This window comes from Roseateles saccharophilus, from assembly GCF_004342485.1.
Lineage (GTDB): Bacteria > Pseudomonadota > Gammaproteobacteria > Burkholderiales > Burkholderiaceae_C > Pelomonas > Pelomonas saccharophila.
The window spans coordinates 1-13,108 of record NZ_SMBU01000018.1 but is presented as its reverse complement, the minus strand read 5'-3'; the positions used below and the strand labels follow the sequence as shown (position 1 = coordinate 13,108).

11 protein-coding genes are annotated in these 13,108 nt (G+C 69.1%); 5 read left to right on the top strand and 6 right to left on the bottom strand.

Annotated elements, in window-relative coordinates:
* Genes EV671_RS15220 through fba form a run of 5 tightly spaced genes read left to right on the top strand, consistent with a single transcriptional unit; the run spans position 1 to position 6,152 of the window.
* Complete coding sequence (locus tag EV671_RS15220) at positions 1–879, top strand: phosphoribulokinase (RefSeq protein WP_132573206.1); 879 nt, start codon at positions 1–3, stop codon at positions 877–879.
* Between the two features lie 8 nt (positions 880–887).
* Positions 888–2,897: a transketolase gene (gene tkt / locus EV671_RS15215; RefSeq protein ID WP_132573204.1), complete on the top strand. Its 2,010-nt coding sequence runs from the start codon at positions 888–890 to the stop codon at positions 2,895–2,897.
* A gap of 22 nt (positions 2,898–2,919) precedes the next feature.
* A complete protein-coding gene (gene gap / locus EV671_RS15210) occupies positions 2,920–3,933 on the top strand; it encodes a type I glyceraldehyde-3-phosphate dehydrogenase (protein ID WP_132573202.1) in 1,014 nt (337 codons plus the stop codon).
* Positions 3,934–3,943: 10 nt separating this feature from the next.
* Positions 3,944–5,125 (top strand): phosphoglycerate kinase, encoded by a 1,182-nt coding sequence (locus EV671_RS15205; RefSeq protein ID WP_132573200.1) that lies wholly within the window; start codon positions 3,944–3,946, stop codon positions 5,123–5,125.
* Between the two features lie 25 nt (positions 5,126–5,150).
* The gene (gene fba, locus EV671_RS15200; RefSeq protein WP_132573198.1) at positions 5,151–6,152 is read left to right on the top strand and encodes a class II fructose-bisphosphate aldolase; all 1,002 of its coding nucleotides are present in this window, start codon (positions 5,151–5,153) and stop codon (positions 6,150–6,152) included.
* 132 nt (positions 6,153–6,284) lie between these two features.
* On the opposite strand, the gene dnaB is transcribed toward fba, so the two are convergent.
* The 6 genes from dnaB to EV671_RS15170 form a co-directional block, all read right to left on the bottom strand.
* Positions 6,285–8,759, bottom strand: coding sequence for a replicative DNA helicase (gene dnaB, locus EV671_RS15195; RefSeq protein WP_132573196.1), 2,475 nt, complete (start codon positions 8,757–8,759; stop codon positions 6,285–6,287).
* Between the two features lie 420 nt (positions 8,760–9,179).
* Positions 9,180–9,632: a 50S ribosomal protein L9 gene (gene rplI / locus EV671_RS15190; RefSeq protein WP_132573194.1), complete on the bottom strand. Its 453-nt coding sequence runs from the start codon at positions 9,630–9,632 to the stop codon at positions 9,180–9,182.
* A 12-nt stretch (positions 9,633–9,644) separates the two neighbouring features.
* Positions 9,645–9,935, bottom strand: a complete 291-nt coding sequence (gene rpsR / locus EV671_RS15185) for a 30S ribosomal protein S18 (protein ID WP_132573192.1) — start codon at positions 9,933–9,935, stop codon at positions 9,645–9,647.
* Positions 9,936–9,963: 28 nt separating this feature from the next.
* Positions 9,964–10,272: a primosomal replication protein N gene (gene priB / locus EV671_RS15180; protein ID WP_132573190.1), complete on the bottom strand. Its 309-nt coding sequence runs from the start codon at positions 10,270–10,272 to the stop codon at positions 9,964–9,966.
* A gap of 50 nt (positions 10,273–10,322) precedes the next feature.
* Positions 10,323–10,685 carry a 30S ribosomal protein S6 gene (gene rpsF, locus EV671_RS15175; RefSeq protein WP_132573188.1) on the bottom strand — a complete coding sequence of 121 codons (363 nt, stop codon included), beginning with the start codon at positions 10,683–10,685 and terminating at the stop codon, positions 10,323–10,325.
* Between the two features lie 146 nt (positions 10,686–10,831).
* Positions 10,832–12,889 carry a sodium:solute symporter family protein gene (locus EV671_RS15170; RefSeq protein ID WP_243655749.1) on the bottom strand — a complete coding sequence of 686 codons (2,058 nt, stop codon included), beginning with the start codon at positions 12,887–12,889 and terminating at the stop codon, positions 10,832–10,834.
* Positions 12,890–13,108 lie beyond the last annotated feature (219 nt).

Here is a 13,108-nt window from a genome sequence, read left to right as displayed (position 1 = left end):
ATGTCCGCCAAGCACCCCATCATCGCCATCACCGGCTCGTCGGGCGCCGGCACCACGTCGGTGACGCGCACCTTCGAGAACATCTTCCGCCGCGAGAGCGTGGCCGCGGCCCTCATCGAGGGCGACAGCTTCCACCGCCACGACCGCCAGGCCATGAAGCTCGCGATGGCCGAGGCCGAGAAGAACGACCAGCCCCACTTCAGCCATTTCGGCGAAGACGCCAACCTGTTCGGCGAACTGCAGGAGCTGTTCCGCAGCTATGCCGAGACCGGCCAGGGCCAGAGCCGCAAATACCTGCACAACGAGGAGGAGGCCGCGCCCTACAAGCAGCCGCCCGGCACCTTCACGGCCTGGGAGTCGCTGCCGGCCAGCGACCTGCTGTTCTACGAGGGCCTGCACGGCGGCGTGACGACCGACAAGGTGGACGTGGCCCGCTTCGTGGATCTGCTGATCGGCGTCGTGCCCGTCATCAACCTCGAATGGATACAGAAGATCCACCGCGACCGCAGCACGCGCGGCTACTCCACCGAGGCCGTCACCGACGTCATCCTGCGCCGCATGCACGAGTATGTGCACTACATCTGCCCGCAGTTCACACGCACCCACATCAACTTCCAACGCGTGCCGGTGGTGGACACCTCCGACCCCTTCATCGCCCGCACGATACCGACGGCCGACGAGAGCCTGGTCGTCATCCGCTTCGCCAACCCGCGCGGCTTCGACTTCCCCTATCTGCTCAGCATGCTGCACGACTCCTGGATGTCGCGCGCCAACACGCTGGTGGTGCCGGGCGGCAAGATGGAGCTGGCCATGCAGCTGATCTTCACGCCGATGATCATGCGGCTGGTGGAGCGCCGCCGCAACCTGCTGAGCGCATGAGGGCGGCCATGAAGAACAGCTTCCCCCTGCCCTCCCGCGCCAGCTGCGCCAATGCGCTGCGCATGCTCGCCGTCGACGCCGTGCAGCAGGCCAACTCCGGCCACCCCGGCATGCCCATGGGCATGGCCGACATCGCCGAGGCGCTGTGGCGCCACCAGCTGCGCCACGACCCGGCCGACCCGAACTGGCTGGACCGCGACCGCTTCGTGCTGTCCAACGGCCACGGCTCCATGCTGCTCTACGCACTGCTGCACCTGAGCGGCTACGACCTGCCCATAGCGGAGCTCAAGCGCTTCCGCCAGCTGCACAGCAGGACGCCCGGCCACCCCGAGGTGGGCGTCACGCCCGGCGTGGAGACGACGACCGGTCCGCTCGGCCAGGGCATCGCCAACGCGGTCGGCATGGCCCTGGCCGAGAAGCTGCTGGCCGAGGAGTTCAACCGCCCCGGCCACGCGGTCATAGCCCACCGCACCTATGCCTTCCTCGGCGACGGCTGCCTGATGGAAGGCATCAGCCACGAGGCCTGCTCGCTGGCCGGCACCTGGAAGCTGAACAAGCTCGTCGCCTTCTACGACGACAACGGCATCTCCATCGACGGTGACGTGAAGGGCTGGTTCGGCGACGACACGCCGGGCCGTTTCGAGGCCTATGGCTGGACGGTGCTGCGCGAGGTGGACGGTCACGACTTCGCCGAGCTGGACCGTGCCATCGCCGCCGCGCATGCCTCCGACAAGCCGGTGCTTGTCTGCTGCCGCACGACCATCGGCAAGGGCTCGCCCAACCGCGCCGGCACGGCCAAGGTGCATGGCGAGGCGCTGGGTGCGGCCGAGATCGAACTGACCCGCGCCGCTCTGGGCTGGACGGCCGCGCCCTTCGAGGTGCCGACCGACGTGCAGCTGGCCTGGTCGGCGCGCGAGCGCGGCGCGGCGCTGAGCGGCGCCTGGCGCGAGCGCTTCGCGGCCTATGCCCAGGCCTACCCCGAGCTGGCTGCCGAGCTGCTGCGCCGCTGCGACCGCAACGCGCCGCTGAGTGCCGCGACCCAGGCCGCGCTGGCCCGCGCCTGCGAAGCCGCCGAGGCGCGCGCGGCGGCCGTGGCCACCCGCAAGGCCTCGCAGGACGTGCTGCAGGAGGTCGCCCCCGCCACGCCCGAGCTGTTGGGCGGCTCGGCCGACCTGACCGGCTCCAACCTGACCGACTGGAAGGGGCACCGCCCGCTCAAGGGCACGGCCACCGGCAACCATGTGCACTACGGCGTGCGCGAGTTCGGCATGGCGGCCATCATGAACGGCGTGGCTCTGCATGGCGGCTACCGGCCCTTCGGCGGCACCTTCCTGGCCTTCTCGGACTACGCCCGCAACGGTGTGCGCATGGCCGCGTTGATGCAGCTGCCGGTCGTGCATGTCTACACCCACGACTCCATCGGGCTGGGCGAGGACGGCCCCACCCACCAGCCGGTGGAGCATGCCTCCAGCCTGCGCCTGATCCCCGGCCTGGACGTCTGGCGCCCGGCCGACGCGACCGAGACCGCCGTGGCCTGGCGCGAGGCCCTGCGCCGCCCCGACGGCCCGAGCGCCCTGCTGCTGTCGCGCCAGGCCCTGCCCCACGCCGGCGACGGCCGCCCGCGGCTGGACGACATCGCCCGCGGCGCCTATGTGCTGCGCCGCCCCGAGGGTGAGCGCGTGGCGCTGCTGGCCAGCGGCTCCGAGGTCGGCGTGGCCCTGGCCGCCGCCGCGCTGCTGGCCGCGGCCGGCATCCCGGCCCGCGTCGTGTCCATGCCCTGCATGGACGTCTTCGAGCGCCAGCACGCCGACTGGCGCGACAGCGTCATCCCCCGCCACCTGCCGCGCCTGGCCGTCGAGGCCGGCAGCACGGGCCTGTGGTGGAAGTACGTCGGCGAAAGCGGCGACGTGATCGGCATCGACCGCTTCGGCGAGTCGGCCCCGGCCGGCGAGCTGTTCAAGCTGTTCGGCATCACCGCCGAAGCCGTGGCCGAGCGCGCCCACGCCCTGCTTTCCTAACGAAAACATCGAGAGACAAACCGTGACCCTCCGCATCGCCATCAACGGCTATGGGCGCATCGGCCGCAATGTGCTGCGCGCACTGTTCGAAGCCCAGCGCACGCAAGAGATCGACATCGTCGCCATCAACGACCTGGGCGACGCCCGCATCAACGCCCACCTGACCCGCCACGACACGGCCCACGGCCGCTTCGGCCTGCCCGTCGAGTGCGAGGGCGAGTTCCTCGTCGTCGACGGCCGACGCATCCGCGTCACGTCCCTGCGCAACCCGGCCGAGCTGCCCTGGCGCGAGCTGGGTGTGGACCTCGTCATGGAGTGCACCGGCCTGTTCACGAGCAAGGCCAAGGCGGGGGCGCATCTCGCGGCCGGCGCCGGCAAGGTGCTGATCAGCGCGCCGGGCGGCGCGGACGTGGATGCCACCGTCGTCTACGGCGTCAACCACGGCGTGCTGCGCGCAGAGCACCGCGTCGTGTCCAACGCCTCCTGCACGACCAACTGCCTGGCGCCGGTGGCCCAGGTGCTGCACGCCGGTCTCGGCATTCAGCACGGGCTGATGACCACCATCCACAGCTACACCAACGACCAGGTGCTGACCGACGTCTACCACGAGGACCTGCGCCGCGCCCGCTCGGCCACGCAGTCCATGATCCCGACCAAGACCGGTGCCGCGGCCGCCGTGGGCCTGGTACTTCCCGAGCTGGCTGGGCGCCTCGACGGCTTCGCTGTGCGGGTGCCGACGATCAATGTGTCGATGGTGGATCTGGTGTTCACGGCCGGGCGCGACACGACGGTGGACGAGGTCAACGGCCTGCTGCGCGAGGCCGCCGCGAACGGCCCGCTCACTGGCATCCTGGGCTACAGCGACGCGCCGCTGGTGTCGGTGGACTTCAACCACGACGCCCGCTCCAGCATCGTCGACGCGAGCTGCACCAAGGTCGCCGGCGGGCGCCTCGTCAAGGTCTGCGCCTGGTACGACAACGAGTGGGGTTTTTCGAACCGCATGCTCGACACCGCTCTGGCGATGGCGCGCGCCTGAGGGGAGCGACATGAGCTTCAAGACCCTCGCCCAGATCAACCTGCGCGGCCAGCGCGTCTTCATCCGCTGCGACCTCAATGTGCCGCTGGACGGCGATGGCCGCATCAGCGACGACACCCGCATCCGCGCCAGCCTGGACGGCATCCGCCAGGCCATGCAGCAGGGCGGCCGCGTGATGGTGACCTCCCACCTCGGCCGCCCGGCCGAGGGCGCACTCGCGGATCGCGATTCGCTGCGGCCGGTGGCCGAACGACTGGCCCAGTTGCTGCGCACGCCGGTGCCGCTGGTGGGCAACTGGCTGGACCAGCCCTTCGAGGTCGCGCCCGGCCAGGTCGTGATGCTGGAGAACTGCCGCGCCCATGTCGGCGAGAAGGCCAACTCCGCCGCGCTCGCGGCCCGCATGGCCGCGCTCTGCGACGTCTATGTGAACGACGCCTTCGGCACCGCCCACCGCGCCGAGGCCACGACCGAGGCCCTGGCCCGCCTGGCCGGCGAGGCCTGCGCCGGCCCGCTGATGGCGGCCGAGCTGCAGGCCCTGGGCCGCGCGCTGGCCGCGCCCGAGCGGCCGATGGCGGCCATCGTCGGCGGCTCCAAGGTGTCCACCAAGCTCAGCATCCTGAATGCGCTGGCCCAGCGCGTGGAGCTGCTGGTCGTCGGCGGCGGCATGGCCAACACCTTTTTGCTGGCGGCCGGCCATCCGGTCGGCAAATCGCTGTGCGAGCCCAGCATGCTGGACGCGACCCGCGAGGTGGTGGCCACGCTGAAGAGCCGCGGCGCGCGCCTCTTCCTGCCCACCGACGTGGTCGTGGCCGACGCAGTCTCCGAGGCTGCCCTGCCCACCATCAAGCCGGTGGCCGAGGTGGGCGGCGGCGACCTCATCCTCGACTTCGGCCCGCGCTCGATGCGCCGCCTCGTCGACGAGCTGGAGGCCTGCAAGACCATCGTCTGGAACGGGCCGCTCGGCGTGTTTGAGATCGAGAAGTTCTCGCACGGCACGCGCATGCTGGCCACGGCGATTGCCGGCTCGCAGGCCTTCACCATCGCCGGCGGCGGCGACACGGTGGCGGCGATCAACCAGTTCGGCATCGCCGACCGCGTCGACTACGTCTCGACGGCCGGCGGCGCCTTCCTCGAATTCCTGGAGGGCAAGACCCTGCCCGCCGTGCGCGCCCTCCAAGACCGCGCCCACTGAATCCTCATCCCCAACGGAGTCCTTCATGGCCATGATTTCCCTGCGGCGGCTGCTCGACCATGCCGCCGAGCACCGCTACGGCGTACCCGCCTTCAACGTCAACAACCTGGAGCAGATCCAGGCCATCATGCAGGCCGCCGCCAAGACCGACAGCCCGGTCATCCTGCAGGCCTCGGCCGGCGCGCGCAAATACGCCGGCGAGCCCTTCCTGCGCAAGATGGTGGAGGCCGCCGCCGAGATGTACCCGGCCCTGCCCATCGTCATGCACCAGGACCATGGCGCCAGCCCGGCGCAGTGCATGCAGTCCATCCGCTCGGGCTTCACCAGCGTGATGATGGACGGCTCGCTGCTGGAGGACGCCAAGACGCCGTCTTCCTACGATTACAACGTGGCTGTGACACGCCGCGTCGTCGAGATGGCGCATGCGGTGAACGTGTCGGTGGAGGGCGAGCTGGGCTGCCTGGGTTCGCTGGAGTCCGGCACGGCCGGCGAGGAGGACGGCGTCGGCGCCGAAGGCGTGCTGACCCACGAGCAGATGCTGACCGACCCCGAGCAGGCGGCCGACTTCGTCGCCCAGACCGGCGTGGACGCGCTGGCCATCGCCATTGGCACCTCGCACGGCGCCTACAAGTTCAGCCGCAAACCCACCGGCGACATCCTTGCGATAGACCGCATCAAGCAGATCCACGCGCGCATCCCGAACACCCACCTCGTCATGCACGGCTCGTCGTCGGTGCCGCAGGAGTGGCTGGCCGTCATCCGCGAGCATGGCGGCGACATCAAGGAGACCTATGGCGTGCCGGTGGAGGAGATCCAGGAGGGCATCCGGCACGGCGTGCGCAAGATCAACATCGACACCGACATCCGCCTCGCGATGACCGGCGCGATGCGGCGCGCGATGGCCAAGAAGCCCGACGAGTTCGACCCGCGCAAGTTTCTGAGCGCGGCGATGGTCGCGGCGCGCGACCTCTGCGCGGACCGCTTCGAGGCCTTCGGCTGCGCGGGGATGGCCTCCCGGCTAGCCTAGGTGTGAAGCTTCCATAGGTTGTTGCGGGTGTTCAGCGGCACATGCCGCAGCCCCTTACTCACGGAAAAGTTGAAAGGCCACCGATGCGCGCTGTGCATCAGTGGCCCCTCGGGTTCTGGATCGACGAAAAGGTCAGTACTCGTCCCGCTCCACGCCCACATAGCCGGGCGCGAGGTTCTCGAACTTCGTGTGCATGCGCTGGAACGCGAGCTTCACGGTCCCCACCGGGCCGTTACGCTGTTTCGCAATGATGATCTCGGCGACCCCGGGCTCCTTGCAGTCGTCCTTCGTGTAGTACTCGTCACGGTAGATGAACATGATGATGTCGGCGTCCTGCTCGATGGCGCCGGACTCGCGCAAGTCGGACATCATCGGGCGCTTGTCGGGCCGCTGCTCCACCGAGCGGTTGAGCTGCGACAGCGCGATGACGGGGCACTTCAGCTCCTTGGCCAGCGCCTTCAGGCCCCGCGAGATCTCACCCAGCACGGTCGCGCGGTTCTCCTCGCTGCCACCGCCGTTGCCGCTCATCAGCTGCAGGTAGTCGATGACGATGAGGCCGAGCTGGCCGCAGATGCGCGCCTGGCGGCGCGCACGGGCGCGCACTTCCGAAGGGCTCAGGCCAGGGCTCTCGTCGATGAAGATGCTGGCCTTGCCGAGCTTGTCGACGGCCTCCGAGAGGCGCCCCCATTCGTCGTCCTTCAGCTGCCCGGTGCGCAGGCGGCTCTGGTCGATGCGGCCGATGGAGCCGACCATGCGCAGCGCGAGCTGGGCGGCGCCCATTTCCATCGAGTAGATGACGACGGGCAGGCCTTCGTTGATGGCGACGTTCTCAGCGATGTTGACCGCGAACGCGGTGTTATGCGTCACCACGTCCTCGTCGGTGACGTAAAGCCGCTCCGGGTGGCTGACCGAGATGCACTGGCAGGCCGCTTCGCGGCTGGCTTCGATGGCGGCAATCGTCAGGCGCTTCTCGCGCTGCCAGCGCTCCGGCGCACGCGCTTGCTTGTCGGCCAGCAGGAAAAGCTCTCGCGGCTGAGGGTGCGAGATGTGGCAAACAAAGGCTGGCAGCCCAGCCATGCGCACGCCAGCCACCGTGTGGTGCGGTTGCTTGCCCGTGACCGAGCACCAGCCACCGAGCGAGCGCACGAGCGCCTGGACGTCCTTCGCCAGCCGCTCGCTGGAGGTCGACAGCCGCACACTGCCCCAGCGCTCGACCCACCCATCGGTGTCCAGCAGGCCGCGCAGCATCTCCAGACGGCGCTCGCGGCTGGCTTCGAGGTAGAGGGCGGGAATGAACTTCTGGTCGCTCGACAGGCCCGAGAGGCCCAACGCCTGCAGAGCGACGCGAAGGGGGTTGGGCTGCGAACCGGCAATGCCCGGTACATGACCGCGATCCTCGCGGACGATGCGATAGTCATAGCCGCCAGCCGGCGTCACCACCATGCCGGCGCCAGCGCGCTCGCCGACGGTGGCCAGCACCTGCGGCGACGCCGTGCTGAATCGCACCGAGCCCGTGCCGGTGAGGTTGCCGTCGCCGAGCAGTGCCCCCAGGAGCCAGGGGTCCACGGGCAGTTCGTCGTCGTGCCCGAAGTGGCCGCTGGCACGCTCGATCCAAACCCGATCCTGGTAGCGCCGCTTATCCAGCAACTCGCGCAATTGCGCCGTGCTGAGGACACGCGGCGCCGGCCAATGCCGGCAATGCACCTTCCACAGGTGCTCGTCGCAGCACTCAGTCGAGCGTCCGTCGGAAAAGCGCACCCGCCACACCGGCTTTACGCCCTGCGGGAACACGCCCGTGACGATTGACGGCCGACCGTCCACCGACGCAAGCGCATCGCCCACCTGCAAGTCGCCCATGCGCGCCCAGCCGGTGCGTGTGCGCACGCGGGCATCGAGGGGCTGGGCCTTGCCCATGGAGGGCCGCGCGGCCAGCACGATCAGGTCACCGGGCTGCAGGCCGGCGGTCTGCTTGTCGAGGTCGTAGAAGCCGGTACGCACGCCGGTCACGTCCTGGGCACCGCTCTCGGCCAGCTCGTTGACGCGGTCGATCAGCGCGACGACGAGCTGGTCCATGCTCTGGAAGCCCTGGCGGCTGCGCGAGCCTTCCTCGCCGATGCGGAAGATCTTGCCTTCGGCCTCGTCGAGGATCTGCGTGACCGCGCGGCCCTGGGGGTTCATCGCCGCGGTGGCGATCTCGTCGCTGGTGGCCACCAGCTTGCGCAGGATGGCGCGCTCGCGAACGATCTCGGCATAACGGCGCAAATTTGCGGCGCTCGGCACGCTCTGCGCGAGCGCGTTCAGATAGGCCAGGCCGCCGCACTCCTCGGCGCGGCCGACCGAGGTCAGCTCGTCAAAGACGGTGACGACGTCGGCCGGCTTGCCGGCATTGATGAGCTTGCCGACGGCGGTGTAGACATGCTTGTGCTCGAAGCGATAGAAGTCGCTGTCGGTCAGCAGGTCGGCGGCCTTATCCCAGGCGGAGTTGTCGATCAGCAGGCCGCCGAGCACGCTCTGCTCGGCCTCGACCGAATGCGGCGGCACGCGCAGGCGCGCGACCTCGTCGTCTTGCGGGGCTGCGGAGGAGGAGGCGGGAAAGATCGCGGACATGCCAGGGCCTGTTAGCACTATGGGAATCGGTGCGAGAGGGCCTGCGCGGGTGCAGGGCTAGGCGTGCGACGCGCCTGGGGCCTATGCCCAGGCAAGACGCGCAACGACGCCATGCGCCCGCGCAGGCCCTCTCCCGAAGGGTTGTCATTCAAAAGCCCGCGCGCGGCGTTGCGAAGTCTCGCCGGGGATGACCCCAGCTTCGACTTCGCGCCTTGCTCGCGGACTTTTGAGTGACAACGCATCCGATCCCCGTAGTGCTAACAGGCCCTGTGGATAAAGCTGTGGAGGGACTGGGAGCAAACGGTGGACCGGGCGGGAAAACACGGCCCCGAAAGACAGAAGGCCGAAACCCCTGCGGGCCTCGGCCTTCGTTCGATGTTGCGGCCTCAAGCGGGGCCGCGACATCAGGGGAAGCGAGCTTTACTCGGCTTCCGCAACCACCTGGACGCTGATCTCGACGACCACGTCGGTGTGGGCGGCAACGCTCACGGGGAACTCGCCGACGGTCTTCAGCGGACCGTTGGGCAGGCGCACCTGGGCCTTGGCGATGGGCGAACCCAGCTTGGTCAGCGCGTCGGCGATGTCGGCGTTGGTCACGGAGCCGAACAGGCGGCCGTCCACACCGGCCTTCTGGGCGATGCGCACGGTCTTGCCGGTGATGGCTTCGCCCAGCTTCTGGGCGGCGGCCAGCTTCTCGGCGGCGGCTTTTTCGAGCTCGGCGCGGCGGGCTTCGAATTCCTTGATCGCGGCCTCGGTGGCGCGGCGCGCCTGCTTGGTCGGGATCAGGAAGTTGCGGGCATAACCGTCCTTGACCTTGACGACGTCGCCGAGGTTGCCGAGGTTGGCCACTTTTTCGAGCAGGATCACTTGCATGTCGTCAGCTCCTTAGACCTTGTGCTGGTCGCTGTACGGCAGCAGGGCCAGGAAGCGCGCACGCTTGATGGCGACCGTCAGCTGACGCTGGAAGAAGGCGCGCGTGCCGGTCAGGCGAGCGGGCGTGATCTTGCCGTTTTCGGCGACGAAGTCGCGCAGCGTGTCGATGTCCTTGTAGTCGATCTTCTCGACGCCGGCGACAGTGAAGCGGCAGAAACGCTTGCGGCGGAACAGCAGCGACTGTTGGTTGCGCTTGGGCTTCTTGTCCTTGGAGAAGCGACCTTTACCACGGGGGGGTGCCATAGGGGACCTCTGTTAAATCTATCCGGATTCAAATATTTCCGGGCTCTTGGGCAGCGGGCTCGATCAACGTGACATGGGCGATGAAGCCCCGGCCGTTGCGCTGGTGGGTCAGGAAGCCGCGGAAGACCGCCTGGCCGCCAACTCCCAGCGCCTGCAAAGCCTTGGCCATCTCGCCCACCGCGACCGCCTTGATCTCCAGGGAGACCTTGCGCGGCTTGCCGGCTTCGATGACTTCGGACTCGGCCTTGAGGCTTGCGTCCAGGGCCATCAGCCCGGCGGGGGTGTAGCGAACTTGACCGAGTTGCTGGATCTGCGCCGACAGCGAAAGCTGGTTCACGCGGTCGGCTTGCTGCTCGAAAAACCTGGTTCTCTAGCGATGAGCAGTGCTCAGGCCGCTTCCTGTTGCGGCGCCTTGCGGGCTTCTTCGCGCTCGACGGCCTTCATCATGACCGAGGGGGTCGTGACGGCCTTGTCCTGGACCACGGTGAGGTGGCGCAGCACGGCGTCGTTGAAGCGGAAGCCGGTCTCGAGCTCGGCAAGGACTTCCTTGCTGCACTCGATGTTCAGGCACAGGTAGTGGGCCTTGGCGAGCTTCTGGATCTGGTAGGCCAGCTGGCGGCGGCCCCAGTCCTCGACTCGGTGCACGACACCGCCACCGGCGGTGATCAGGCCCTTGTAGCGTTCCAGCATGGCCGGAACCTGTTCGCTTTGATCCGGATGGATCAGCAGAACGATTTCGTAGTGACGCATGTGTACTCCTTGTGGATTCCAGCCCAGGCGGTATGCACAGGCTGTGGAAGCCGCGTCACGGCGTCGACTCGTGACCCGGCAAGGGGGAACCCGCAATTCTAGCCCGGGAAGGCCAAACCACCAAATCACCACCGGCTGCGGCCACCTCAGGGCGCCGGCGCGCTGCGCAGCGCAGCGACGAAATCACGCTGGCGCGAGCTGGGCGCAGCGGTCAGCAGGCTGACAAGCACCAGGGCCAGCGCGCCGGCCGGCACGCCGAACAGGCCGGCCGAGGCCGGCTGTATGCCCCAGACCAGGGTCGCCGGCCCGGTCAGGCCGATCAGGGACCGCAGGGTCGGATGGGCCATGACGAGATAGCCCAGGCAGACGGCCAGCCCGGTCAGCATGCCGGCCAGCGCGCCGGCCCGGTTGGCGCGGCGCCAGAACACGCCGGCGACCAGGGCCGGGAAGAAGGTCGAGCCGGCAATGGAGAAGGCCGCCGTGACCACGGCCAGGATGTCCGCCGGCCGACTGGAGGCCACGGCCGCCGCGGCCAGCGCTGCCGCCAGCAGCAGGGCCTTGGACAGCGTCACGCGCCGCGTGTGCGAGGCCTCGGGGTTGATGGCCTTGTAGTAGAAATCGTGGGACAGCGCGCTGGAGATGGCCAGCAGCAGGCCGTCGGCGGTGGACAGCGCCGCGGCCAGGCCGCCGGCCGCGACCATGCCGGAGATGACATAGGGCAGGCCGCCCAGCTCGGGCATCACGAGCATGACGAGGTCGGGATGCAGGCGCAGCTCACCCAGCTGCAGACGGCCGTCGCCGTTCAGGTCCACCGCCGACAGCAGCGTCGGGTCGACGCGCTGCCACTGGCGTATCCAGGCCGGCAACTGGTCGAAGGAAGTGCCGACCAGGTGGTTGAACACCTCGGTCTTGACCATGACGGCCAGCGCCGGCGCGGTCAGGTAGAGCAGGCAGATGAAGACCAGGGACCAGGCGACGGACTCGCGCGCACCGCCGACCGTGGCCGTCGTGTAGTAGCGGGTCAACAGATGCGGCAGGCCGGCGGTGCCCACCATCAGGCACAGCACCAGCGCGATGAAGTTGCGGCGTGCCTCGCCGGCCTGGTCGCGCTCGGCCGGGCTGCCATCGGGATCGCCCGCGAAGGGCTGGGTGTGGGGCGCGAGGCCCGACAGCGGCAGGGCCAGCCGGGCCTCGCCCGCCTGCTCGCGGCGCCAGCTCTCCTCGGCTTCGGCCGGCGTACGCGGCAGCGCGGCACGCTGCTTCTCGGCAGCCTGGATCTTCGCCAGCGGCGCGTCGGCCGCCTTCAGCGCGGCAACCTGGGCCGCCGCCCTCGCCTGCTCGCCGGCCAGCGCCTTCGGCACATCGGCCAGCCGGGCGGCCGCGGCATCGGCGCGCTGCTGGTGGATGGCGCGCACCTGCAGCTCGGCCGGGTCACGGACCAGCTCGCGCTCGCGCTGGGCGAGCTGGTGCAGTTGCTGGCCATAGACGAGCTGGGGCAGCGGCCAACCGGTCTGCTTGACGCTGAGCCAGATCACCGGCACCAGATAGGCCAGGATCATGATGAGGTACTGGGCCACCTGGGTCCAGGTGACGGCGCGCATGCCGCCCAGGAAGGAGCAGACCAGCACGCCACCGAGGCCGACGAAGACGCCGACCTCGAAGCCCAGGCCGGTCAGTCGCGTCGTGATCAGGCCGACGCCATAGATCTGCGCGACGAGATAGACGAAGGACACCAGGATGGCCGCACCGGCACCGACCAGGCGCAGCGCGCGGCTCTCGAAGCGCTCGGCCAGGAAGTCACCGATCGTGAACTGGCCGAAGCGGCGCAGATAGGGCGCGATGCACAGCGCCACCAGCACGAAGCCGCCCGTCCAGCCCAGCACATAGGCCAGGCCGGCATAGCCGCTCGCGTACAGCGTGCCGGCCAGGCCGATAAAGCTGGCAGCGCTCATCCAGTCGGCGCCGGCGGCCATGCCGTTGTAGATGGGCGGCACGCGGCGGCCGGCGACGAAGTATTCGGCCGGGTCGGTCGTGCGGCAAAGGATGCCGATGATGGCGTAGACCGCCACCGTCGCGCCCAGGAAGGTGTAGCCGATCCAGGCCTTGGGCAGCCCAAAGCGCTCGGCCAGCCCCAGGCCCACGACGAGGCCGACGAAGCTCAGCGCGAAGAGGGCGTAGCGGCGATGCAGATGACGGGCGGACACGGTCGCGATGATGGCAAGGGTTTTACTACGCTGTTGACCCAAGGTCTGTAACAACAGTCGAACGCGCAAATGAGCATTCGCGTCTCGGTCGCCCGCCCACCAGCGACGCGGCGCCTGCGCCGGTCCTTAATGTGGAAGACCTCTCCTGCCGGACGTGACGACGCCTGACCTGACGCCGGCCGGAGCGTTGGGGCGCGATGGGAGGACGCGTCAGGCGGC